The sequence below is a fragment of the Pseudomonas sp. genome, from assembly GCF_032058845.1.
Classification (GTDB): domain Bacteria; phylum Pseudomonadota; class Gammaproteobacteria; order Pseudomonadales; family Pseudomonadaceae; genus Aquipseudomonas.
The window spans coordinates 1-22,265 of sequence record NZ_DAMCCR010000015.1 but is presented as its reverse complement, the minus strand read 5'-3'; the positions used below and the strand labels follow the sequence as shown (position 1 = coordinate 22,265).

At 63.3% G+C, this 22,265-nt stretch carries 23 protein-coding genes and 1 pseudogene; 14 read left to right on the top strand and 10 right to left on the bottom strand.

The window, feature by feature from the left end; translation table 11 throughout:
- Positions 1–16 precede the first annotated feature (16 nt).
- A complete protein-coding gene (locus RT028_RS04880; RefSeq protein ID WP_312933043.1) occupies positions 17–934 on the bottom strand; it encodes a putative 2-dehydropantoate 2-reductase in 918 nt (305 codons plus the stop codon).
- 124 nt (positions 935–1,058) lie between these two features.
- On the opposite strand from RT028_RS04880, the gene RT028_RS04875 reads away from it, so the two are divergent.
- From RT028_RS04875 to RT028_RS04865, 3 genes are all read left to right on the top strand, one after another.
- Entirely contained in the window at positions 1,059–1,544 is a 486-nt protein-coding gene (locus tag RT028_RS04875) for a YajQ family cyclic di-GMP-binding protein (protein ID WP_312933041.1), read from the top strand.
- Positions 1,545–1,655: 111 nt separating this feature from the next.
- The gene (locus tag RT028_RS04870; RefSeq protein WP_312933039.1) at positions 1,656–2,495 is read left to right on the top strand and encodes a mechanosensitive ion channel family protein; all 840 of its coding nucleotides are present in this window, start codon (positions 1,656–1,658) and stop codon (positions 2,493–2,495) included.
- A 146-nt stretch (positions 2,496–2,641) separates the two neighbouring features.
- Entirely contained in the window at positions 2,642–3,886 is a 1,245-nt protein-coding gene (locus tag RT028_RS04865) for an MFS transporter (RefSeq protein WP_312933038.1), read from the top strand.
- 39 nt (positions 3,887–3,925) lie between these two features.
- On the opposite strand, the gene RT028_RS04860 is transcribed toward RT028_RS04865, so the two are convergent.
- Both RT028_RS04860 and RT028_RS04855 read right to left on the bottom strand, forming a co-directional pair.
- A complete protein-coding gene (locus tag RT028_RS04860; RefSeq protein ID WP_312933036.1) occupies positions 3,926–5,473 on the bottom strand; it encodes an AmpG family muropeptide MFS transporter in 1,548 nt (515 codons plus the stop codon).
- A 43-nt stretch (positions 5,474–5,516) separates the two neighbouring features.
- A complete protein-coding gene (locus RT028_RS04855) occupies positions 5,517–5,870 on the bottom strand; it encodes an MGMT family protein (RefSeq protein WP_312933035.1) in 354 nt (117 codons plus the stop codon).
- Between the two features lie 153 nt (positions 5,871–6,023).
- On the opposite strand from RT028_RS04855, the gene RT028_RS04850 reads away from it, so the two are divergent.
- The 9 genes from RT028_RS04850 (at position 6,024) to RT028_RS04810 (ending at position 14,426) form a co-directional block, all read left to right on the top strand.
- Positions 6,024–7,031: a DUF481 domain-containing protein gene (locus tag RT028_RS04850; protein WP_312933034.1), complete on the top strand. Its 1,008-nt coding sequence runs from the start codon at positions 6,024–6,026 to the stop codon at positions 7,029–7,031.
- Between the two features lie 174 nt (positions 7,032–7,205).
- Positions 7,206–7,937 (top strand): HugZ family protein, encoded by a 732-nt coding sequence (locus tag RT028_RS04845; RefSeq protein ID WP_312933032.1) that lies wholly within the window; start codon positions 7,206–7,208, stop codon positions 7,935–7,937.
- A 66-nt stretch (positions 7,938–8,003) separates the two neighbouring features.
- A complete protein-coding gene (locus RT028_RS04840; RefSeq protein ID WP_312933030.1) occupies positions 8,004–8,465 on the top strand; it encodes an FxsA family protein in 462 nt (153 codons plus the stop codon).
- A gap of 257 nt (positions 8,466–8,722) precedes the next feature.
- Complete coding sequence (locus tag RT028_RS04835; protein ID WP_028696642.1) at positions 8,723–9,016, top strand: co-chaperone GroES; 294 nt, start codon at positions 8,723–8,725, stop codon at positions 9,014–9,016.
- 48 nt (positions 9,017–9,064) lie between these two features.
- Positions 9,065–10,714 (top strand): chaperonin GroEL, encoded by a 1,650-nt coding sequence (gene groL / locus RT028_RS04830; protein ID WP_312933027.1) that lies wholly within the window; start codon positions 9,065–9,067, stop codon positions 10,712–10,714.
- A gap of 187 nt (positions 10,715–10,901) precedes the next feature.
- Positions 10,902–11,585 carry a two-component system response regulator ColR gene (gene colR, locus RT028_RS04825; protein ID WP_312933025.1) on the top strand — a complete coding sequence of 228 codons (684 nt, stop codon included), beginning with the start codon at positions 10,902–10,904 and terminating at the stop codon, positions 11,583–11,585.
- Positions 11,575–12,912 (top strand): HAMP domain-containing sensor histidine kinase, encoded by a 1,338-nt coding sequence (locus RT028_RS04820; protein ID WP_312933023.1) that lies wholly within the window; start codon positions 11,575–11,577, stop codon positions 12,910–12,912. Before colR ends, RT028_RS04820 begins: the two co-directional genes overlap by 11 nt.
- Before the next feature lie 582 nt (positions 12,913–13,494).
- Positions 13,495–14,193, top strand: a complete 699-nt coding sequence (locus tag RT028_RS04815) for a lipopolysaccharide kinase InaA family protein (RefSeq protein ID WP_312933021.1) — start codon at positions 13,495–13,497, stop codon at positions 14,191–14,193.
- The gene (locus RT028_RS04810) at positions 14,193–14,426 is read left to right on the top strand and encodes a hypothetical protein (protein WP_312933019.1); all 234 of its coding nucleotides are present in this window, start codon (positions 14,193–14,195) and stop codon (positions 14,424–14,426) included. The genes RT028_RS04815 and RT028_RS04810 overlap by 1 nt, the downstream gene beginning before the upstream one ends.
- 60 nt (positions 14,427–14,486) lie before the next feature.
- Here the strand turns inward: RT028_RS04810 and RT028_RS04805 are convergent, their stop codons facing one another.
- The 3 genes from RT028_RS04805 to RT028_RS04795 all read right to left on the bottom strand — a co-directional run bounded on the left by RT028_RS04805 (position 14,487) and on the right by RT028_RS04795 (position 16,989).
- Positions 14,487–14,849 (bottom strand): DNA polymerase III subunit chi, encoded by a 363-nt coding sequence (locus RT028_RS04805; protein WP_312933017.1) that lies wholly within the window; start codon positions 14,847–14,849, stop codon positions 14,487–14,489.
- A 5-nt stretch (positions 14,850–14,854) separates the two neighbouring features.
- Positions 14,855–15,283 (bottom strand): DNA polymerase III subunit chi, encoded by a 429-nt coding sequence (locus tag RT028_RS04800; protein ID WP_312933015.1) that lies wholly within the window; start codon positions 15,281–15,283, stop codon positions 14,855–14,857.
- Positions 15,284–15,495: 212 nt separating this feature from the next.
- Positions 15,496–16,989, bottom strand: coding sequence for a leucyl aminopeptidase (locus tag RT028_RS04795; RefSeq protein ID WP_312933013.1), 1,494 nt, complete (start codon positions 16,987–16,989; stop codon positions 15,496–15,498).
- A gap of 288 nt (positions 16,990–17,277) precedes the next feature.
- On the opposite strand from RT028_RS04795, the gene lptF reads away from it, so the two are divergent.
- Both lptF and lptG read left to right on the top strand, forming a co-directional pair.
- Positions 17,278–18,393 (top strand): LPS export ABC transporter permease LptF, encoded by a 1,116-nt coding sequence (gene lptF, locus RT028_RS04790; protein WP_312933011.1) that lies wholly within the window; start codon positions 17,278–17,280, stop codon positions 18,391–18,393.
- The gene (gene lptG, locus RT028_RS04785; protein ID WP_312933009.1) at positions 18,386–19,447 is read left to right on the top strand and encodes an LPS export ABC transporter permease LptG; all 1,062 of its coding nucleotides are present in this window, start codon (positions 18,386–18,388) and stop codon (positions 19,445–19,447) included. The genes lptF and lptG overlap by 8 nt, the downstream gene beginning before the upstream one ends.
- A 45-nt stretch (positions 19,448–19,492) precedes the next feature.
- Here lptG and RT028_RS04780 read toward each other — a convergent pair whose 3' ends face one another.
- The 4 genes and pseudogenes from RT028_RS04780 to RT028_RS04765 form a co-directional block, all read right to left on the bottom strand.
- Entirely contained in the window at positions 19,493–19,999 is a 507-nt protein-coding gene (locus tag RT028_RS04780) for an RDD family protein (protein WP_312933007.1), read from the bottom strand.
- Between the two features lie 84 nt (positions 20,000–20,083).
- Entirely contained in the window at positions 20,084–20,296 is a 213-nt protein-coding gene (locus RT028_RS04775; protein WP_312933005.1) for a cold-shock protein, read from the bottom strand.
- Positions 20,297–20,647: 351 nt separating this feature from the next.
- The gene (gene gcvT / locus RT028_RS04770) at positions 20,648–21,766 is read right to left on the bottom strand and encodes a glycine cleavage system aminomethyltransferase GcvT (RefSeq protein ID WP_312933003.1); all 1,119 of its coding nucleotides are present in this window, start codon (positions 21,764–21,766) and stop codon (positions 20,648–20,650) included.
- A gap of 89 nt (positions 21,767–21,855) precedes the next feature.
- Positions 21,856–22,265 (bottom strand): annotated as a pseudogene (locus RT028_RS04765) (glycine dehydrogenase (aminomethyl-transferring)); the annotation flags it as partial.

Sequence of the window (22,265 nt, the reverse complement as noted above, 5' to 3'; positions counted from 1 at the left end):
GTCTTCGACGCTGAGCCTAGTCGCAGGGCAGACCTCGGGCCTGCAGGCTATCGACCAGTCGCCGGCGCAGGTGTTCAAGGTGGGGCACCGGCAACTGGTGGCGCGCCGCGCAGCGGCAGGCATGGCCGAGCAGGTAATGAATCTCGGTGCGGCGCGCGGCGCGCACATCCTGGTACATCGAGGAGTAATTGGCGGCAGTCGCGAGGATCACGCGCTGTACCTCTTCGGCCAGGTCCTGCGCAGCATCGGGTTGGCCGCAGCGTTGCAGCAGCTGGCTCAGCTCTTCGCACAGCCGCTCGACTTCGGCAAGGTGGCCCAGCAGGCCGCCGTTGCTGCAGTCATGCAAGACCGTCAGGGGGTTGATCGCGCAGTTCAGTGCCAGCTTGCGCCACAGACGGGTGAGAATGTCGACCGTCCACTGCGCGGGGATGCCGGCGTCGCTCAGGTCGTCCAACCACTCGGGCCTGCTTGGGTTCAGCGGATCGCCCAGCCAATTGAAACCCTGGCCAGCGAAGCGCACCACGAAAGGCGCTTCGAGGTAGGCGCCTTCGGTGCTGGAGGCGAAAATGCAGCGGGCAGCGGGCGCCTGCTCGGCCACCTCGTCCTGGCTGCCCAGGCCATTCTGCAACAACACCAGCTCGGCATTGGCAGCCAGCCGAGGCGCCAGCGCGGCAATGGCCGGGGCGGCGTCGTAGGCCTTGCAGGCCAGCAACAGGCGATGGATGGGCGCGTTGCGCGCAGCGAGCTGGGCGGGCACGGCGTAGTGGCTGCGCTGCTCAGGCTCGATCAGTGTCAGGCGGCCCGCAGCCTGGTAGGCGTCGAGCGCGCGTTGATCGCGAAGAATCAACTGCACGGCCTTGCCCGCCCGTGCCAGGCGGCAGGCCCAGAGGCTGCCCAGGCTACCGGCGCCTAGAATATGCCAGGTGCTGCTCATCTGCGTTTCGCAACCCGTTATAATGAACCCGCATTTTAACCCCCCAAGACACCCGCGCTCCATCGCCTGGCCACTGCTGGCAAAAGGCATCCGGAGCGCGCCTTGCATTTATGGAGAGTAACCCATGCCTTCGTTCGACGTGGTATCGGAACTGGACAAGCACGAAGTGCAGAACGCTGTCGAGAACGCCATCAAAGAGCTCGACCGCCGCTATGACCTGAAGGGCAAGGGCAGTTTCGAGTTCAAGGAGAAGGACAAGACCATCGTGCTGACCGCCGAGGCCGAGTTCCAGCTCGAAGCGATGATCGAGATCCTTCGCCTGTCGCTGGTCAAGCGCAAGCTCGACGTCAAGTGCCTGGAGGTCAAGGACGCTTATGCCTCGGGCAAGGAAATGAAGCAGGAAGCCCTGTTCCGCGAAGGCATCGACAAGGACCTGGCGAAAAAGATCGTGGCTGAGATCAAGGACGCCAAGCTCAAGGTCCAGGCCGCCATCCAGGGTGAGCAGGTGCGTGTCACCGGCAAGAAGCGCGACGACCTGCAGGAGGCAATGGCCTTGCTGCGTGCCAAGGAATTCGACATGCCCTTGCAGTTCAACAACTTCCGCGACTGATCAGCCAGTCAGGAACCTCCCTGGGGCCGGCATGGTCCACCGCTTCCGCGTTCGCTGCGACCCAGCGGCCGGTTTCAACGTGTACATGCCGTTCGGCATCAGGAGAGAACTATGGATTTGAACGCTGAAGTCGATCAGCTGGTTCGCCAATCGCAGACCTGGATTCCCTTGATCATGCAGTACGGCAGTCGCCTGCTGCTGGCGCTGCTGACCCTTGGCATCGGGTGGTGGCTGGTCAACCGTGTCAGCGCCCGCCTGGGCAAGCTGGTGGGTATACGCCACGCCGATCTGGCCCTGCAGGGTTTCATCGCCACGCTCGCCAACATCATCCTGAAGATCCTGCTGATGGTCAGCGTGGCCTCGATGATCGGCATCGAGACCACTTCGTTCGTTGCCGCCATTGGTGCCGCCGGCCTGGCCATCGGCCTGGCGTTGCAGGGCAGCCTGGCGAACTTCGCCGGCGGCGTGCTGATCCTGCTGTTCCGCCCGTTTCGCATCGGTGACTGGATCGAGGCGCAAGGCGTCAGCGGCACGGTCGACGGCATCCAGATCTTCCACACCGTGCTGCGCACCGGTGACAACAAGACGGTGATCGTGCCCAACGGCAGCTTGTCCAACGGCATCATCACCAACTACAACCGCCAGCCAACCCGGCAAGTGGTGTTCAACGTCGGCGTGGACTACGACGCCGACCTGCAGAAGGCCCGCGAAGTGCTGCTTGACCTGGCCAGGGATCCGCGTGTGCTGCCAGACCCTGCGCCTGCTGCAGTGGTGTCGGAGCTGGGTGACAGCTCGATCACCGTCTCGCTGCGGGTGTGGGTGAAAACCTCGGACTACTGGGGCCTGATGTTCACGTTCAATGAGCAGGCACGCGATCGCCTGCGCGCCGAAGGCATCGACATCCCGTTCCCGCAACGGGTGATCCGCGTGGTGCAGGAAACCACTTCGTAACCCCAGCGCTGGGCGGTACCGACTGTGGGAGCATCGAAGGGTGCTCCCACAGTCGTTTTCCCTGGTCACACTTACATTTGTTCACAGCGCCTCAAGCGGGCTTATGGCATATAGCCTGCCCCTCGGCCCCTCTACCGATTTCGACCATGAAACCACTGCTGTACATCACTCCGGCCCGCGCGCTGCTGTTCGGGCTGACGCTGGCGCTGTTCGAGCTGCTCACCTACCTGGCCAGCGACGCGGTCATGCCCGCCATGCCCAATGTCGTCGCCGACCTGAAGGCCAGCCCGGCCTACATCCCGCACGCGCTCAACCTGTACCTGCTCGGTGGCGTGCTGCTGCAGTGGCTGATCGGCCCGCTGGCCGACCGCTACGGGCGCCGGCCATTGCTGCTGAGCGGTTGCCTGCTGTTCGGTGCCGCCTGCCTGGGCACCTACTGGGCGCATGACATCACGCTGTTCAACCTGTTGCGCCTGCTGCAAGGGGTCGGGCTGGGCTTTGTAGTGACGGTCAGTTACCCGGCGCTCAACGAAGCGTTCAGTGAGGCCGACGCAGTGCGCATGATGGCGCTGCTGGCCAACATCGCCTTGCTCTCGCCATTGCTGGGCCCGTTGGTGGGTACGCTGATGTTGCAGTGGCTCGACTGGCGCTGGCTGTTCGTGGCGTTCGCGGTGGGCGCGGTGATCACCTGGGGCCTGTTGTACCGCCTGATGCCCGAAACGCTGGGGGTCGAGCGCCGTGACGGGTCGCGCCTGGCGTTTACGCCGATCCAGCTGGGCCCGCTGCTGCAAGGTTATGGGCAGTTACTGCGCAACCGGCGCTTCGTGGCCGGCAGCGCGGCGCTGGGGCTGGTGGGCTTGCCGCTGATTGGCTGGATCGGCCTGTCGCCGGTGCTGCTGATCCACGACGAAGGCCTGAGCGCGATGGCCTACGCGCTGTGGCAGTTGCCGGTATTTGCCGGGCTGATCTTCGGCAACCTGGTCATCAATCACATCGCTGACCGCTACCCGCTGGCGACCCTGCTGCGCATCGCCCTGGGGCCATATCTGGCTGGGCTGGCGCTGCTGCTGCTGGCGACCTGGGCATGGCCATCGGTAGTGAGTGTGGTGCTGGGCCTGGCGCTGTATGCCGCAGGGCTGGGCATCGCCAATGCGGTGCTGTACCGCCTGACGCTGTTCTCCAGCGAGCAGAGCAAAGGGCTGGTGTCGGCCATGCTGGGCATGATCACCATTGCGCTATTAGGTGTCGGCGGTGCACTGCTGGCGTTGCTCGGCGCGGGCGCCAGCCTGCTCAGCTTTGCCGTGGCGGCCAGTGTGGCAGGGGCGTTGGCGCTGTGGCCGCTGTGGTCGATCGTGGGCCGGCGTTCAGCGCCAGGCGTTGTTCTGCCATAACCCCGCGCAGGACGATCGCAGGCCCGCGCCAGGTTGCCGTCAGGGCTGTTCCGAAGGCGGCTTGGTGGTCGATGTGAGGCTGCCCGGCCTGGACTCCTGGCGCCACTGCAGGGCGATCAGAATCAAGGTCGGGACGCCCAGCAGCGCGGTGATCAAGAAGAAGTTGTGGTAGCCGAACTTCTCCACCATCACCCCTGAGTAGCCGCCGATCAACCGCGGCAGCAACAGCATGATCGAGCTGAGCAGGGCGTATTGTGTGGCCGAGAACTTGAGGTTGGTCAGGCTCGACAGGTAGGCAACGAACGCCGAGGTGGCCAACCCTGAGCTGAGGTTGTCCAGGGATATGGTCAGGACCAGCATCTGCAGGTTCGGGCCCATGTCCGCCAGCATCACGAACAGGATATTGGTGGCAGCCGAGGTGACGCCACCGACGAACAGGATCGGCAGGATGCCGAAGCGCACGATCAGCAGGCCACCCGCGCCGGCGCCGAGCAGGGTCATGATCAGGCCGAAGATCTTGCTGACGCTGGCGATTTCGTCCTTGGTGAAACCCTGGTCGATGTAGAAGACGTTGGCCATCACCCCCATCACCGTGTCTGACATCCGGTACGTGGCGATCAGCCCCAGCAGCAGCAGTGCCTGCCAGCGGTAGCGATGGATGAAGTCGTTGACCGGTGTCAGCACCGGCGCCAGGCCGCGGCGGCCCATGGAGGACAGGCAGGCCCAGCTCAGCAGTGCGTAGAGGATCAGGCGCAGGAAGGCGCGGTCTTCGCGGATCAGGTCAAGCGGCGAGGCCGTGCCGAACACCACACTGGCCCAGTCGGTGTTGAACATCTGGGTGAAACTCGCCGGCACCGAAACCAGCAGGATGATCAGCACGAACACCGAGGCCAGCTGATGGCCCAGGCCATAGCGTGCGGCCGACAGTTGCGTGCGCAGCGGCACCGGCGGTTCGCGCATGATCAGCGTGGTGAACACTGCCGGTAGCATGATCACCCCGAACAAAACGTAGGTGCCGGTCCAGGCTTTGTGCAGGTAGCTGAAGCCGGTGGAACCGAACCATTCGGCAAAGAACAGCGCGCCGGCGGTGGCCAGCAGGGCAGCGACGCGATAGCCGGCCATGTAGCTCGCCGCCAAAGCAGCCTGACGCTGGTCGTCGGCGATTTCCAGACGGTAGGCATCCACCGCGATGTCCTGGGTGGCCGAGGCAAAGGCCACCAGCACCGCCAGGGCGATCAGCCACGAGAGATGCTGCTGTGGATCGCACAGGCCCATGCCGATCAGGCCAACGACCACCAGCACTTGCGACAGCAGCAGCCAGGAGCGCCGCCGGCCCATGCCGCCGAGCAGCGGCAGGCGCCATTGGTCGAGCAGCGGTGACCAGACCCATTTGAAGGCGTAGGCCAGGCCGATCAGGCTGGCGTAGCCGATGGTTTCACGTGCAACGCCCGCTTCACGCAGCCATACCGACAGCGTGGAAAACACCAGCATGTAAGGCAGACCAGCGGCGAAGCCAAGCAGTAGAAGCACCAAAGTCGAGGGACTGGCGTAGGCAGCGAGCGCAGCGCGCCAGGTTTTACGGGACATGGGCCAATATCTGCCTCAAGGTTGCATGAACAAAGCGCGCACTCTAACCGCTGTGCTCCACCGGACGCCAGCCATGGCGGGCCATATCCACACGATCAGTGCTGATCAGCACGCCCTCGGCGCGCAGCCGTGCGCGTTGCTCATCACCCGACGGCGTGCCAGCGGCCAGGCTCAGCCGACCGTTGGCGCCCAGCACGCGGTGCCAGGGCAGGCGGCTGCCCTCTGGCAGTTGGCCGAGGGTGCGCCCTACCCAGCGCGCGGCGCGGTCCAGGCCGGCCAGTTCGGCAAGCTGCCCGTAACTCACGACCTTACCAGGCGGAACTGCGCCCAATACCGAGAACAACGCCGTTCGTCGGGCTTCGGCGGGGGAGGGCGTGCAGGTGTGTGGGTCGATCATGGGTGCAGGCCAGGCAACATGGGAAACCCTTCATCTGAATGGGTGTAAATGAGAATTGAACTCGTTGGTGAATCAGGTGTCTTTCCTTGCTCTGCGCGTGGGCATCTGGATAATGCCCGGTTTTTCCCACTTTCCGAGCCCTTTAGTCCGCTTATGTCTTCCAGAGCCTTGCTGTCTCTTGTCATCGCCTCCCTGTCCGCGCCTGTCCTGGCCGATACCGTCTGGATGAAGAACGGTGACCGCCTGACCGGCACCATCAAGGTCTTCGACGGCGGCAAGCTGCTGCTCGACACCAAGTATGGCGGCTCCATCGCGCTGGACTGGAAACAGGTCAAGACCCTCGAAAGCGATCAGCAACTGCTGGTCAAGCAGGACGCCTACAACGGTGAGCACGCCAAGTCGTTGCAGCCGGCCGAAGACGGCAAGGTGATCCTGGCCAACGGCGAAGCGCCCAAGACTGTGGAGCTTGCCAGTATCGAGCAGATCCTCAAGCCCAAGCCGGTGGTCGAAGACCTGGTCTGGAAAGGTCGCGTCGATGCCGCTCTGGACTACAAGCGTGCCGAGAAAGACACCGACAACTACGACATCGGCTTCAAGACCACCGCGCGCCATGGCCGCTGGCGGCACACCGCCGAAGGCGAGTACAACCGCGACACCCAGGACGACGTCACCACCAACGACAACTGGAGTGCCGAGTACGCGCTTGACCGCTTCATCACCGACAAGTGGTTCTGGCAAGGCCGTCTGGACTATACCCGCGATCACATCGAAGACCTCGAGCGCCAGCGCACCATCGGTACCGGCCCGGGCTACCAGTTCTGGGACGACGAGCTGGGTGCGTTCTCGCTCGGCAGCCTGCTCAACCGCACCGACTACACCTACCGCGACGGTGGCAAGGACAACTTCTATTCCGCCGCGCTGAAGTGGGACTACAACCGCTACCTGATCGGCAAACGCTTCGAGTTCTTCACCAATGGCGAAGTGGGCAAGCCGTTGAGCGCGGTGGCGGACTATTCGCTCGATGCCGAAGTGGGCCTGCGCTACAAGGTCACCGAATGGGCGTCGTTGAACGTCAAGGCCGAGAAGAACGTGATCAGCGGCACGCGGGATAGCGATCTGGACAAGACCCGTTACACCGCAGGCTTCGGCGTCAACTGGTAAGCCCGCCCTGGCCTGTGCGCAGGCCAGTAGCACCTCAAGTGCCCAGTGACTATCGTGTGCGCATGCCCCATCAGCCGGGGATGTCTGTGCAGCGCGCACGCTTGCGGGCGCTTTCGCTCGGCTGACCGGCTCAATCCTGTGCACCCGTCATTCACATCGTCAGGAGCTGCCCTCGTGAGTATCAAAGCCCTTCGCCCCGCCCGGGAGCTGTTGCTCAAGGAATACCGAGGTGTGCTGTCCACCCTCTCCAAATCCATGCCCGGCTACCCCTTCGGCTCGGTCGTGCCGTATTGCCTGGATGCGCAAGGCCATCCGCTGCTGTTGATCAGTCGCATCGCCCAGCACACCCATAATCTGCAGCAAGAAGCCAAGTGCTCGCTCCTGGTCGGCGAACGTGATGCTGAAGATGTGCAGGCGGTAGGGCGGCTGACGGTGATGGCCCAGGCACGCAAGCTGGTCGATGAGGCGGCGGTCGGCGAGGCGGCCGAGCGTTATTACCGTTACTTTCCCGAGGCCGCGGGCTACCACAAGGCCCATGATTTCGATTTCTGGGTATTGGAACCGGTGCGCCACCGCTACATCGGCGGCTTTGGCGCCATTCACTGGCTCGACGCGGTGACCCTGGGCAACCCGTTCGCCGGCATTGTGGAAGGGCGCATGATCGAACACATGAACAGCGACCATGCCGCCGCCATCGCCCATTACGTGGCGCTTAACGACCTGCCCACGGCGACGCCGGCGCAGATGGTCGGGATCGACAGCGAAGGCCTGCACCTGCGTATCGGTCAGGCGATCCACTGGCTGCCCTTCGGGCAATCCTGCAATAACCCGACACAAGTTCGCGAAGCCCTGGTTTTGCTGGCCCGCGCGCAACAGTGGCCTACGCCTGAAACAGCAATGGGTTGAAATGCGGAGTCGTCGTTACCATCTTGGAGTCCTACAGGAAGGCTGTCTTCCGCGAGGGTTCCTTTAATGCGTGTTTTTCTGCTGCTTCTACTGATTTTCCCGGTGCTCGAGTTGTTCGTCTTCGTCAAGGTGGCCGGGGCCATCGGATTCCTGCCGGCGCTGTTGCTGATCCTGGCGGGCTCGGGCCTGGGCCTGTTGGTCATGCGCGTGGCCGGGCTCGCCACTGCCTTGCGTGCTCGCGAAAGCCTGCAGCGTGGCGAACTGCCCGCCCAGGAGATGTTCCAGGGCCTGACCTTGGCCATCGGCGGCGGTCTGTTGCTGATTCCAGGCTTCATCAGTGACGTGCTGGGCCTGATCTGCCTGCTGCCGGTCACCCGTCATTTCGCTGCGCGCAAGCTGCGCGCCCGTGCCGAAGCCCAGGCCGCTCGCCAGCGCGCATTCCGCGATGATCCATCCAGTGCGCAGCCACGCGAAGGGCTGCAGCGCCCCACGGTGATCGAAGGCGAATACCAGCGCCGCGACCAGTAGAAACCCCTTCATCTGCAACGGCCCCTCAAGGGGCCGTTCGCGTTTATGTTCCGCGGCGATGAAAAAATATTTTCCTACAGCCTTGTAATTGTTCCTGGCGACCTCATTTATGAGTCACCGCAAGGTTTCTGGCTTGTAACGCCAGACATGACAACGATGGCTCGCCCGCTGCGGGCCATCTCCGGCAACGCCGGAATGCCTCAACATGCCGGTGTCGACACCGGCCGATGAAAACCACAATTTGGGAGAGATCGACAATGAAGCTTCGTCCTCTGCATGACCGCGTAGTCATCCGTCGCAGCGAAGAAGAATCGAAAACCGCTGGCGGTATCGTTCTGCCAGGCTCGGCGGCTGAAAAGCCTAACCGTGGTGAAATTGTTGCCGTCGGCACCGGTCGCGTCCTGGACAGCGGTGAAGTGCGTGCACTGGCCGTCAAAGTGGGTGACAAAGTGGTGTTTGGCCCTTACTCGGGCAGCAACACCGTGAAAGTCGATGGTGAAGATCTGCTGGTGATGAGCGAGAACGAAATCCTCGCCGTCGTCGAAGGCTGATATCCCCGGTTTCAGTTACCCCAAAGCATTTCCAAGGATTAAACGAACATGGCTGCTAAAGACGTAAAATTCGGCGACTCCGCCCGTAAGAAAATGCTCGTTGGTGTCAACGTTCTGGCTGACGCCGTCAAAGCGACCCTCGGCCCGAAAGGCCGCAACGTGGTCCTGGCCAAGAGCTTCGGCGCGCCGACCATCACCAAAGACGGCGTTTCCGTCGCCAAGGAAATCGAGCTCAAGTGCGCGTTCGAGAACATGGGCGCCCAGCTGGTCAAGGAAGTCGCTTCCAAGGCCAACGACGCGGCCGGTGACGGCACTACCACTGCCACCGTTCTGGCTCAAGCCATCGTCAACGAAGGCCTGAAAGCTGTCGCTGCCGGCATGAACCCGATGGACCTCAAGCGCGGCATCGACAAGGCCACCATCGCCGTTGTCGCCGAGCTGAAGAACCTGTCCAAGCCGTGCTCCGACTCCAAGGCTATCGCCCAGGTCGGCACCATTTCGGCCAACTCCGACTCCTCGATCGGCCAGATCATCGCTGAAGCGATGGAAAAGGTCGGTAAAGAAGGCGTGATCACCGTCGAAGAAGGTTCGGGCCTGGAAAACGAACTGTCGGTCGTCGAAGGCATGCAGTTCGACCGTGGCTACCTGTCCCCGTACTTCGTCAACAAGCCAGACACCATGGTCGCCGAGCTGGAAGGCCCGCTGCTGCTGCTGGTCGACAAGAAGATCTCCAACATCCGTGAACTGCTGCCAGTTCTGGAAGCCGTTGCCAAAGCCGGCCGTCCGCTGCTGATCGTGGCTGAAGATGTCGAAGGCGAAGCGCTGGCGACCCTGGTCGTCAACAACATGCGCGGCATCGTCAAGGTTGCAGCGGTCAAGGCACCTGGCTTCGGCGACCGCCGCAAGGCCATGCTGCAGGACATCGCTGTCCTGACCGGCGCTACCGTGATCTCCGAAGAAATCGGTCTGTCCCTGGAAACCGCTACCCTGGAGCACCTGGGCAACGCCAAGCGCGTGGTCCTGACCAAGGAAAACACCACCATCATCGACGGTGCTGGCGTTGAAGGCGACATCCAGGCGCGCGTGACCCAGATCCGTGCCCAGGTTGCCGACACCTCGTCCGACTACGACCGTGAGAAGCTGCAAGAGCGTCTGGCCAAGCTGTCCGGCGGTGTTGCGTTGATCAAGGTCGGTGCTGGCACCGAAGTCGAGATGAAAGAGAAGAAAGCCCGCGTTGAAGACGCCCTGCACGCAACCCGTGCGGCCGTTGAAGAAGGCGTGGTGCCTGGCGGTGGTGTTGCCCTGGTACGTGCACTGGCTGCACTGGCCGACCTCAAAGGCGACAACGAAGACCAGAACGTCGGTATCGCACTGCTGCGCCGTGCCGTTGAAGCGCCGCTGCGTCAGATCACTGCCAACGCCGGCGACGAGCCAAGCGTTGTGGCCGACAAGGTCAAGCAGGGTTCGGGCAACTACGGCTACAACGCCGCTACCGGCGAATACGGCGACATGATCGAGATGGGCATCCTGGACCCAGCCAAGGTCACCCGTTCGGCACTGCAAGCTGCTGCTTCGATCGGTGGTCTGATGATCACCACCGAAGCCATGGTTGCCGAGCTGCCGGAAGAGAAAGGCGCTGGCGGCATGCCTGACATGGGCGGCATGGGTGGCATGGGTGGCATGGGTGGCATGATGTAACCCAGCCTCACCCTGCTGTCGAAAGCTGTAGGAAAAGCCCCGCCTTGTGCGGGGCTTTTTCGTTGTGGGTGGCCATCCGTTTAGCTGCGGGCGCAGCGCTAAATACCCGCAACGCTGGCGCCACCATGGCCGAAGGCCTTAAGCTGCGCCAGCCGCGCAGCCCCCCAGCCCCGCACAGGAGACCTTGATGCGCATTCTTTTGGTGGAAGACAACCGCGATATTCTCGCCAACCTTGCCGATTACCTCGGGATGAAAGGCTATACCGTGGACTGTGCCCAGGATGGCCTGTCCGGGCTGCACCTGGCGGCGACCGAACACTACGACCTGATCGTGCTGGACATCATGCTGCCCGGCATCGATGGCTATACCCTGTGCAAGCGTTTGCGCGAAGACGCCCGGCGCGACACACCGGTCATCATGCTCACGGCTCGCGATCAGCTGGATGACCGCTTGCAGGGTTTCCGCTCCGGGGCCGATGACTACCTGCTCAAACCCTTCGCGTTGTCAGAGCTGGCCGCACGCATCGAAGCGATCCTGCGCCGCGCTCAGGGCGGCGGGCGCCGTGCGTTGCAAGTGGCCGATCTCAACTATGACCTCGACACCCTGGAGGTCACCCGCCAAGGGCGCCTGCTCAAGCTGAACCCGGTTGGCCTCAAGCTGCTGGCCGTGCTGATGCAGAAGAGCCCGCACGTGCTGCGCCGCGAGGTGCTGGAAGAGGCGCTGTGGGGCGATGACTGCCCCGACAGCGACAGCTTGCGCAGCCACGTCCACCAGTTGCGTCAGGTGATCGACAAACCCTTCGACAAACCCTTGCTGCATACCGTGCATGGCGTGGGCTACCGCCTCGCCGAGGGTCGTGATGGAGTTTAAGCAGAGCCTCGCGCAACGCATCATCATTGCCTTCGCCGTGATGAGCGCACTGGTTGCCGGCGCGTTCGGCGTCGGCATCGTGTCCACCGTCCACCTGGTCGAGGAGCGCCTGATTTCCTCGGTGCTCGGTGGTGATCTGCAGCGCTTGCTGCGTATGGACAGCGTCAGCGACTGGAGCCACAGGCCTCGCCCGGACCAGTTGTTCTATTTCAGCGGCGGTCGGGACGATTTCGAACTGCCCAAAGACCTGCGTCACCTCGAAGCAGGCTTTCACGAGGTGTTTCGCGATCAGCTGTCGTACCACGCGATGGTCGAAGTGGTCGACGGCCGGCACTATGTGTTGCTGCAGGATCAGAGCGATTTCGAGGAGCGTGAACGGGTGCTGTTCGCCGTGGTGCTGGTGGGCTTCGTGCTCAGCCTGGCGCTGGCGGTGGTGCTCGGCTGGCTGTTGGCCCGGCGAGTGATGGCGCCGGTGATTCGCCTGGCGCGCCAGGTCCGCCACCGCGATCAGTTGCTCGGGCTGGCGCCGCCCCTGGCGCCGGACTATGCCGCCGATGAGGTAGGTCAGCTGGCCGTGGCCTTCGACGATACGCTCGGGCGCCTGCGTGACGCCCTGAACCGTGAGCGGCTCTTCACCAGCGACGTCAGCCACGAGCTGCGCACGCCATTGATGGTGTTGGCGACCTCGTGCGAGCTGCTGATGGTCAATCCTGGCCTCGACACCCGTGCGCGTAACCAGGTGGAACGCATCGCGCGGGCGACCGAGGAAATGCGCGAGCTGGTCAAGACCTTCCTCATGCTCGCTCGCGCGCAACACGATGAGAGCGCAATCGCGTCCAGGGCGACCGTGCGCGAGGTGGCAGACGACCTGATCGGCGTCTGGCGCGACACCATCGAGCAGAAGGGCCTGACGCTCTATTACGACGGCCGCGTCAGCGCCAGCCCGGTTCAGTACAACGCCACCTTCCTGCAATCGGTGATGGGCAACCTGCTGCGCAACGCCGCGCATTATACCGACAGCGGTTACATTCGCCTGAGCCTGAATCCCGAGGGCTTCAGCGTGGAAGACAGTGGCGTGGGGATCCCCGAAGAGCAGCGCGAGGCGATGTTCCGTCCCTTCGTGCGCGGCGATGAGCGTCGCGGAGAGGGGCTGGGCCTGGGGCTGTCTCTGGTCCAGCGCATCTGCGATGACCAGGGCTGGCACGTCAAGCTCACGGCTACCTTGCCTCACGGCTGCTGCTTCCAGGTGGACCTGAGCGGTTTGCGGGGCGGTTCCACGGTGGAAATCCAGGTGGAAAGCGCTTTGCCACCAGGCGAGCAGCCGTAGGCATACAGGGGTCTTTCGACAGGATTTTCACAGCGGTGTGACGTTGCGGACACATGCCCGTCGCTACAGTGTGCGGCCTGAGGCTGCTACCGAGCAGGCCATTCGCGCGATGCGACCGCGCCCCATGAGGCGCCGACGATAATCGCCTGGGCAGCACGCTAGGGCATGAGTGCGTGCGAAAACAGGTGTTCGAGCGCTGGCCGTTAGTCGGTACGTCCTTTGCAAACGATAAGTCGCGGCATCGGATTTCAACGGTTTTTGCACATACCGGCCGCTGCGCAACGAGCACCTGATGGCTGACCGTTGATCAGCAAATGTAGGAAAATTTCCCTAATTCAGGGGCTTAGCGGCACGTCACAGATTTTCTGTGGTCAGTTGCGGGCCTTTGAGTCTGCTCGTTCACCCAAGTGCCGCTGCACCGATGAATGGCAAAATGGCAGCAGTCGTGTAGTTTTGTGTTACCTGCGGCTACATCCATAGCAGCATTCGTTTCAATCGGCTTCGGAATTCAACAGCATCTGAGGGTGTTGCCGAGCTACGCCATGTGGCGAATCACCCTAATGACGCAAGAGGTCGGTAACGATGGCAGTCGCCTTGAATCAAGAGTCGGAGTTCGACTTTTACTGGCAGCAACAAGGGGAATGGGTCGAGGAACCCAACCGCCGGCGCGGTGGCGAGAGTGGCGTGCAGCGCCTGGACGATGGTCGTGGGCACGTGTTGTACGCCAAGCGTCAGGTAGGCCATCTGTATCGCGGTTGGCTGCACCCCTTTGGCCGGCCTACGGTGCTGCGAGAGCAGGATGCCCTGACCAACTGCGCACGGCTGGGTGTGCGCGTGCCGCGCATCGTCTTCTGCGGCGCGCAGCGCGACGCCGATCACCAATGGCGGGCGTTGCTGGTCAGTGAAGCGCTCGAGGGGTTCGTCGACCTGGAAAGCTGGTACGCCGCAGGTGCCCTGGCTCGCTATCCCGAGGCGCTGCATCAACGCATGCTCAAGGAGCTGGCGGAAAACATGGCGCGCATGCACCGCGGCCATTGGCAGCACAGCTGCCTGTACGGCAAGCACGTGTTCGTCAAGGTGACCGGCGAGGGCGAGGCCGCCGAGGTCGAGGTGGCGTTGCTGGATCTTGAAAAAGCTCGCCGACGCCTCAGCTGCCAGAATGCGGCGCGCAAGGACCTCAGCCAACTGCAGCGCCATTCGTCCATTCACGACGCGCACTTCCGCTCCTTGCTCTACTTTTACCAGACAGCGTTTGGCAGCGCAGTCAAAGGGTTAGGGTAATGAAACTAGAAATAGCACGAGGTTTGTTCCTGGTCGCTGCGCTGGCTGTCACCACCGCGGCAGCCGCGGCCTGGGAGCAACCTCGGCCGGTGGTGTTCAGCAAAGCCGAGCTGGCAGGCCAGTGCCCATTGCCCAGGGCGGGCAAGCCGCTTGCACAAGCCCAGGCCAAGCCTGATCAGGATTTGTTGCTGTTCTTGTTTGGCATGCGCCAGGGCCTCAAGCCCTTCGGTTGAAAGGCAGGCATCATGCCGCTGGCCTGCCTGATGCGGGCAGGCCGGGCAGGGTGGGATGGATCAGTCGGCTGCGTTCAGCAGCCGATCCATGCGCGCCGCCAGGCGACGCTTGATTTCCGTTTCGATGTGCGGTGTGAAGTCGTTGATCACGTCTTGCATGATCGATTGCGCCGCAGCCCGTAATTCACTGTCCAGGTGCAGCAGGGTGTCCTGACGACGCGCTTGTGCATCACCGCGCTCGGTCGCCGCTGCATCTGCCGGGTCAGCGGCGCTCATCGCAGGCGTGGCTGCAGCTGGCGTGTGCTCGACGGTTTCGGTCAGCAGTGGCGGTTGCAGATTGGCATCGCCCAGCAACTCACGAATCGATTCGAGGTCATCGAGCAGGTGCGTGGAGTGGTTGAGGGTGTTGATCGGCTTGTCCATGGTCATCAAAGTCGCTGTAAGCGGTGATCGGTAAGAGCATAGCCCCGTTCCCGATAGAAACGGAACCGCTCGCGTGCGGCTTGGCGTATCGCAGGTGCCTCGACCACGATTTCAGCGACCCGCTGAAACTGGCCGACGAATGCTGGCACATCAGCAGCCAGATTGATCAGCAGGTCAGCATGATCGTGCGCCGACTCGTCGATGCCCAGCACCACTTGGCCCGCAGGATCGATGTGCGCCAGGTCGTGCGGCACGAACGCCTCGCCCTTGAACTGCCACAGGCACAGGTCCAACTCGCTGCGCTGGGCCTCGTCCTGACAGTGCAGGTAAACCCGATGCCCCAGGCGCCAGGCTTTCTCGCACAGCTTGCAGGCGAAATCCAGACGCGCGCGGAGCGAGTCAGTGGGCAGGATATAGAAGTCGACTTTATTCATGCGCGGTATCCCGGCCAGTGATGCCGTTGGCTCTCCCCGAACAGCGTTGAGATTCGGCCATGCTGCGTTCAAGGCACCCTGGGGTGCTTATTCACGCAGGTCGAACGCGACCCCGGCCGTTCCTTGGCGGTTCGTACGGGGCTGCGATCGGCCTTGCCTACTCTCCGCTCAAGGCTGTTCAGACAGGGCCAGGCGCCACTGACCCATGGGCCTCAGGCGCCGGCGCGGTCGAGCAGGTATTGGGTGAGCAGCGGCACAGGCCGGCCCGTCGCGCCTTTTTCCTTGCCGCCACTGATCCAGGCGGTGCCGGCGATGTCCATGTGCGCCCAGTGGTACTGCTTGGCGAAGCGCGACAGGAAGCATGCGGCGGTGATGGTGCCGGCCTTTGGCCCGCCGATGTTGGCGATGTCGGCGAACGGGCTGTCGAGCTGCTCCTGGTACTCGTCGAACAGCGGCAACTGCCAGGCGCGGTCGTCGGCGCGCTTGCCGGCGTCGAGCAACTGGCTCAGCAGCGCGTCGTCGTTGCCCAGCAGGCCGGTCGTGTGGCTGCCCAGGGCAACGATGCAGGCGCCGGTCAGTGTGGCGATGTCGATGACGGCTTGCGGCTTGAAGCGCTCGGCGTAGGTCAGGGTGTCGCAGAGCACCAGACGGCCTTCGGCGTCGGTGTTGAGGATCTCGACCGTCTGCCCGCTCATCGTGGTGACGATGTCGCCTGGACGGGTAGCGCCCCCGCTGGGCATGTTCTCGGCGCAGGCGAGCAGGCACACCAGGTTGATCGGCAGTTGCAGTTGCAGCACGGCGTGCAAGGTGCCGAATACGCTGGCTGCGCCGCACATGTCGTATTTCATTTCATCCATGCCGGCACCGGGCTTGAGACTGATGCCGCCGGTGTCGAAAGTGATGCCTTTGCCGACCAGTACGTAGGGCTTTTCGCTTTTCTTCGCACCTTGGTAGTTCAGCACGATCAACCGTGGCGGCTGGTCGCTGCCCTGGCCGACCGCGTAGAACGCGCCCATGCCCAGGTCCCTGATCTTCTTCTCGTCCAGCACCTCGACCTTGAGGTTCTTGTGCGCCTTACCCATGTCCTTGGCCTGCTCGGCGAGGAAGCTGGGGTGGCACAGGTTAGGTGGCAGGTTGCCCAGATCGCGGGTCAGGGCCATGCCAGCGCTGATCGCAGTGGCGTGCTTGACGCCCCGCTCGACCTCGGCCTGGCCGGCCTGGCTGGTCAGCAGGGTGATTTTCTTCAGGGCGCGGGGTTCGGCCTTCTGACTCTTGAAGCGATCGAAGACATAGGCGCCCGAGAGCAGGGTCTCGGCCAGCAGGCGGTACTTGCCGTAGTGGCCATCGCGACCCTCGACGGCGATGTCATCCAGCACCAGGGTCGCGTCTGCCCCGCCCAGGCCCTTCAGCACACCGGCCACGGCGGTGACCACCTTGCGCCAGTTACGGTCGTTGAGGGCTTCATCCTTGCCGGTGCCGACCAGCAGCACACGTTCGGCCTTGAGGCCGGGCAACGCTTGCAGCAGCAGGGTCTGGCCCGGCTTGCCGGCCAGGTCACCACGCTTCAGAACGGCGCTGATCGCGCCGTTACCGGCCTCGTCGACGGCCTTGGCCTGTGCGCCCAGCAGGCGACCTTCGCCCACGCCGAGCACCAGCGTGGCGGTTTTGACGGATACAGCGGCAACGCTTTTTACAACCAGATCCATGTCAGGGTCTCCAGTGGGTCGTTTGAGTGGCGCGGTTGGGTGCAGGGCCTGTGCAACGCCTGGCGGCCTGCTCGCATGCCAGTGGAAAAGCGGCCAGTTTGAGCCTCTGCCGACCCTACTGACAACCCCGGGTTGTTGTACGGCGCAGCGCCAAGTGACAGGGAAGGGCAATCACAGGATAATGCGCGCACTTTTGCAGTCGGTTGGCCTTGGGCGAACCGGCTATGATCCTGATTGTCCGATTTCCTTGTCCGGCACTTCGCCCCAGACAACCCAGGAGTTTCTGGTTTGATCGTCTTCCGTTATCTGTCTCGCGAGGTCCTGGTGACCTTGAGCGCCGTCAGCGCCGTGCTGCTGGTGATCATCATGAGTGGGCGCTTCATCAAGTACCTGGCTCAGGCTGCGCAGGGCGTGCTCGACCCCAGCGTGCTGTTCCTGATCATGGGCTTCCGCCTGCCAGGGTTCCTGCAGCTGATCCTGCCGCTGGGATTGTTCCTCGGTATCTTGCTGGCCTATGGCCGGCTGTACCTTGAGAGCGAAATGACCGTGCTCTCGGCCACCGGCATGAGCCAGCAGCGTCTGCTGGCCATGACCATGGCGCCCGCCGCGCTGGTCGCATTGCTGGTGGCCTGGTTGAGCCTGAGCCTGGCGCCGCAAGGCGTTGCCCAGGTGCAGCAGATCATCAATCAGCAAGACGCCCTGACCGAGTTCGACACGCTGGTCCCGGGCCGCTTCCAGACCCTGCGCGATGGCACTCGGGTGACCTACACCGAGCAACTGTCCGATGACCGGGTCAAGCTGGAGGGCGTGTTCATTTCCGAGAAGCGCTTCAACCAGGACAAGACCAAGGACCGCGCCCCGACGGTGCTGGTGGCCGAACGTGGTCACCAGGAAGTGCAGGGCGATGGCAATCGCTACCTGGTGCTGGAAAACGGCTACCGCTACGACGGCAACCCAGGTGAAGCCAACTACCGCGCGATCAAGTACGACACCTACGGTGTGCTGTTGCCCAAGCCCGAGGTGAGCGAGGAGGTGACCGACCGTGAGGCCATCCCGACCCTGCAACTGTTCGGCAAGCAAGACCTGCGCGAACGCGCCGAGCTGCAATGGCGGCTGTCGCTACCCGTGCTGGTGTTCATCGTGACCCTGATGGCGGTGCCGCTGTCTCGGGTCAACCCTCGCCAAGGACGCTTCCTCAAGCTGCTGCCGGCCATCCTTCTGTACATGGCGTACCTCACCATGCTGATTTCCGTTCGTGGTGCCCTCGAAAAAGGCAAGCTGCCGATCGCCCTGGGCATGTGGTGGGTGCACGGTGTGTTCCTGCTCATCGGCCTGGCCCTGATGTACTGGGAGCCGCTGCGCCTCAAACGTGCTGCTCGTCGTGCGGAGGTGGCCCGTGGGTAAGCTCGATCGCTACATCGGCACCAGCGTGCTGATGGCCATCCTCGCGGTACTGGGCATCATCCTCGGCCTGGCCTCGCTGTTCGCCTTCATCGACGAGATGGGCGACCTGAGCGACACCTACAGCGTGCTCGATGCCGGGTTGTACGTGCTCCTGACCGCACCGCGCCGCCTCTACGACATGTTGCCGATGGCGGCGCTGATCGGTTGCCTGATCGGCCTGGGCAGCCTGGCCAGCAGCAGCGAGCTGACCATCATGCGTGCCGCTGGCGTGTCCATCGGGCGCATTGTCTGGGCGGTGATGAAACCCATGCTGGTGCTGATGCTGGCCGGGGTGCTGATCGGCGAATACGTTGCACCGGCGACCGAGAACAAGGCCCAGGCCGATCGCTCGCTGGCCCAGGGCGGTGGTGAGGCGCTCAGCTCCAAGCGTGGCATGTGGCACCGCCAGGGCAACGAGTTCGTGCACATCAACTCGGTGCAGCCCAATGGCCTGCTGCTGGGCGTCACGCGCTACCAGTTCAACGAGCAACGCCAGATCGTCACCTCGAGCTTCGCCCGTCGTGCGACCTACAACGACGAGCAATGGACGCTGAACGACGTCAGCACCACGTTCTTCCGCGGCGACCACACCGAGGTGGTCACTGCCCCGCAAGAGCGCTGGGATGTTTCGGTAACGCCGCAACTGCTCAATACCGTGGTCGTGGCACCGGAGTCACTGTCCATCACCGGGCTGTGGGACTACATCCACTACCTCGCCGACCAGGGCCTGAACAACTCGCGCTACTGGCTGGCGTTCTGGACCAAGATCCTGCAGCCGGCCGTGACTGCGGCGCTGGTGGTGATGGCGATTTCCTTCATCTTCGGTCCGTTGCGCTCGGTCACCCTGGGCCAGCGTGTGTTCACTGGCGTGCTGGTGGGCTTCGTGTTCCGGATTGCCGGGGAGCTGTTGGGGCCATCGAGCCAGGTGTTCGGGTTCCCACCCTTGCTGGCTGTGGCACTGCCGGCGGTGGTGTGCATGGTCGCGGGGGTCTGGCTGTTGCGCCGAGCCGGATAGCGCTGCGCGGCGGGCTGCCGACAGCAGCCCGCTGCGTTGCGCAGTTCAGCGCTTAGCGCTTGCCTTGGGCACCCTGACCAACCGGGTGTCCGAGTACAGGTCATGCCAGGTGCGCCGGCGCTTGTCGACCAGGGCCCAGAAGAACCCCAGCCCGAGGCACAGCCACGACGCAATCGCCACCACGAAACGCAGCAGCGCCTGCCACAGGCTGATGGCGCTGCCGTCTGCGTTCTGTACCCTAATCCCCCACACCTGCATGCCCAGTGTCTGCCCGCCATGGGTCCAGAACTTGGCGAAGAATGCGAACAGCGCAAACAGCAGAATCGTCGACAGCAGCGGGTCGCCGTCCAGCGCGCCGGCTTCGGTCAATTGGCGCATGCGCGCCTCGCCGATGAGCGCCATCTGAATCATCTTGTAGACGCCAGCGGTCACGATCAGCAGGGCAGTGCACAGCAGGAAGTCGTAGAACAGGGCTGCCAGGCGTCGGGCAAAGGCGACGGGCGGAAAATCCCCCTGGGGTTGCAGCATGGGCATGGGCTTGGGCTTGGACATGCACGGGCTCCGATCAGCGAAGCGCGTATTCTACGGGCAAAAAAAAGCCCCTGCACTTGGCAGGGGCTTTTTGCGAAGTCTGGATCAGGCTTCTGGCTGTACTTCATCCGCCTGCAGGCCTTTCTGACCCTGAACGGCCACGAAGGTAACCTTCTGACCTTCTTTCAGAGTCTTGAAGCCGTTGCCCTGAATGGCACGGAAGTGCACAAACAGGTCAGCACCGGATTCCGGGGTGATGAAGCCGTAACCTTTCTCGTCATTGAACCACTTGACGGTACCGCTCTGACGCTCAGCCATTGTCTTGCTTCCTATGAAACTTGAGGTGTGATGACAGTGGTATTCACATTGGGGTGAAGTGAATACGAACTGGGCTGGTTGCAGGAAGTCTGGCGTCGAACGGGTTGTAGCGAACAGCGGCTACTGGCCCGGGTCACGATCCACTGGGGCGACCCATGCAAACACAGTGAACAGGAATCTACGCCAACTCTCCGAGTGAAAACAAGCCCTCCCAAACGCATCCTTCCAGGGCCATACACCAGAGCGACATCGGTGTCGGAAACAGCACGCTGCCGGGTTCGGCGGCCGCTCCAGATGGCGTTTGGGGACGTTCGATAGAGAACCCAGCGCACACCTGAGCCGCCACCTGCACTAGCGGTGGTAACGCTGTACTACAAAAGGCATTTTACTGACGAGCAACGGCACGGGCTTGCCACGTACCATCGCATGCAGCTCAGTACCGATCGCCGTGTGTTGGTTATCGACATAGCCCATTGCCAGGGGCGCACCGAGTGTCGGGCCATAGCCGCCACTGGTCACCGTGCCCACCACCTGACCAGCGGCATCGACGATTTCCGCCCCTTCACGAACCGGTGTGCGTGTCTGCCCGAGCAAGCCGACCCGCTTGCGCGCCACGCCCTCGCGCTGCTGCGCGAAGATCGTGTCCGCGCCTGGGAACCCTCCGGCGCGCGCACCCTCGCTGCGCCGTGCCTTGGAGATGGCCCACAGCAGGTTGGCTTGCACCGGTGTGCTGTCGCTGTCCATGTCATGTCCGTACAGGCACAAGCCGGCTTCCAGGCGCAGCGAGTCGCGTGCACCCAGGCCAATGGCTTCGACCTCCGGCTCGCTCAGAAGGCGTCGCGCCAGGGCCTCGGCGTCGGCGACCGGCACGGAAATCTCGAAACCGTCTTCGCCGGTATAGCCCGAACGGCTGACCACGCAAGGCGTGCCAAGCAGGGTCAGCTGCCGTACCTGCATGAAGGTCATCGCCGCCACTTCCGGTGCCAGCCGTGCGAGCACGCGGGCTGCCGCTGGACCTTGCAGGGCCAGCAGGGCGCGTTCGTCGAACAGCGCTTGCACTTCGCACTGCCCGGCCAGGTGTTGCTGCAGGTGGTCAAGGTCCTGGTGCTTGCAGGCGGCATTGACCACCAGGAACAATTCGTCGTCGGCCATTCGGGCAACCATCAGGTCATCGAGAATGCCGCCCTGTTCATGGGTAAACATCGCGTAGCGCTGCATGCCCACCCGCAGGTCGATGATGTCGACCGGCACCAGACGCTCCAGTGCCTGTGCAGCACCCGCGCCGCGCAGGATGATCTGGCCCATGTGCGAGACGTCGAACAACCCGGCCTGTTCACGGGTGTGCAAGTGCTCCTTGAGTACGCCCAGCGGGTAGTGCACCGGCATGTCGTAGCCGGCGAAGGGCACCATGCGTGCGCCCAGTTCCAGGTGCAGGGCATGCAGAGGGGTGTGTAACAGTGCGTCGGACATCGAATGCTCCTGAAAATCTTCTAGAGGTCGGCTAGCACCACAGTCGTGTGCCAGGCGCAACGGCCTGGCACACCACTAACCTGCCGGGATCAGCCTTCCTGGTACTGCTCGATCGGCGGACAGGCGCAGACCAGGTTGCGGTCGCCATAGACGTTGTCGACGCGCCCTACCGGCGGCCAGTACTTGCTCTGGACCAGGCTCGGCAGCGGGTACACCGCCTGCTCGCGGCTATACCGGTGATGCCACTCGCCCACCAGTTCGGCGGCGGTGTGTGGGGCGTTCTTCAGCGGGTTGTCGTCCTTGTCCAGGCGGCCGTCTTCCACCGCGCGGATTTCCTCGCGAATCTGCACCATGGCGTCGCAGAAGCGGTCCAGCTCCTCCCTGGACTCGCTCTCGGTGGGTTCGATCATCAGCGTGCCGGCCACTGGGAACGACATGGTCGGTGCGTGGAAGCCGAAGTCGATCAGGCGCTTGGCCACGTCGTCGACGCTGATGCCGC

What these genes read in the sequence shown, in the direction of transcription:
- RT028_RS04815 (WP_312933021.1), top strand. Translation starts at nt 13,495, where the DNA reads ATGGCAGTCGCCTTGAATCAAGAGTCGGAGTTCGACTTTTACTGGCAG.
- RT028_RS04775 (WP_312933005.1), bottom strand. Translation starts at nt 20,296, where the DNA reads ATGGCTGAGCGTCAGAGCGGTACCGTCAAGTGGTTCAATGACGAGAAA.
- RT028_RS04865 (WP_312933038.1), top strand. Translation starts at nt 2,642, where the DNA reads ATGAAACCACTGCTGTACATCACTCCGGCCCGCGCGCTGCTGTTCGGG.
- RT028_RS04875 (WP_312933041.1), top strand. Translation starts at nt 1,059, where the DNA reads ATGCCTTCGTTCGACGTGGTATCGGAACTGGACAAGCACGAAGTGCAG.
- RT028_RS04780 (WP_312933007.1), bottom strand. Translation starts at nt 19,999, where the DNA reads ATGTCCAAGCCCAAGCCCATGCCCATGCTGCAACCCCAGGGGGATTTT.
- RT028_RS04870 (WP_312933039.1), top strand. Translation starts at nt 1,656, where the DNA reads ATGGATTTGAACGCTGAAGTCGATCAGCTGGTTCGCCAATCGCAGACC.
- RT028_RS04855 (WP_312933035.1), bottom strand. Translation starts at nt 5,870, where the DNA reads ATGATCGACCCACACACCTGCACGCCCTCCCCCGCCGAAGCCCGACGA.
- RT028_RS04805 (WP_312933017.1), bottom strand. Translation starts at nt 14,849, where the DNA reads ATGGACAAGCCGATCAACACCCTCAACCACTCCACGCACCTGCTCGAT.
- RT028_RS04840 (WP_312933030.1), top strand. Translation starts at nt 8,004, where the DNA reads ATGCGTGTTTTTCTGCTGCTTCTACTGATTTTCCCGGTGCTCGAGTTG.
- RT028_RS04800 (WP_312933015.1), bottom strand. Translation starts at nt 15,283, where the DNA reads ATGAATAAAGTCGACTTCTATATCCTGCCCACTGACTCGCTCCGCGCG.
- RT028_RS04880 (WP_312933043.1), bottom strand. Translation starts at nt 934, where the DNA reads ATGAGCAGCACCTGGCATATTCTAGGCGCCGGTAGCCTGGGCAGCCTC.
- colR (WP_312933025.1), top strand. Translation starts at nt 10,902, where the DNA reads ATGCGCATTCTTTTGGTGGAAGACAACCGCGATATTCTCGCCAACCTT.
- RT028_RS04810 (WP_312933019.1), top strand. Translation starts at nt 14,193, where the DNA reads ATGAAACTAGAAATAGCACGAGGTTTGTTCCTGGTCGCTGCGCTGGCT.
- RT028_RS04820 (WP_312933023.1), top strand. Translation starts at nt 11,575, where the DNA reads ATGGAGTTTAAGCAGAGCCTCGCGCAACGCATCATCATTGCCTTCGCC.
- RT028_RS04795 (WP_312933013.1), bottom strand. Translation starts at nt 16,989, where the DNA reads ATGGATCTGGTTGTAAAAAGCGTTGCCGCTGTATCCGTCAAAACCGCC.
- groL (WP_312933027.1), top strand. Translation starts at nt 9,065, where the DNA reads ATGGCTGCTAAAGACGTAAAATTCGGCGACTCCGCCCGTAAGAAAATG.
- RT028_RS04835 (WP_028696642.1), top strand. Translation starts at nt 8,723, where the DNA reads ATGAAGCTTCGTCCTCTGCATGACCGCGTAGTCATCCGTCGCAGCGAA.
- gcvT (WP_312933003.1), bottom strand. Translation starts at nt 21,766, where the DNA reads ATGTCCGACGCACTGTTACACACCCCTCTGCATGCCCTGCACCTGGAA.
- RT028_RS04860 (WP_312933036.1), bottom strand. Translation starts at nt 5,473, where the DNA reads ATGTCCCGTAAAACCTGGCGCGCTGCGCTCGCTGCCTACGCCAGTCCC.
- RT028_RS04850 (WP_312933034.1), top strand. Translation starts at nt 6,024, where the DNA reads ATGTCTTCCAGAGCCTTGCTGTCTCTTGTCATCGCCTCCCTGTCCGCG.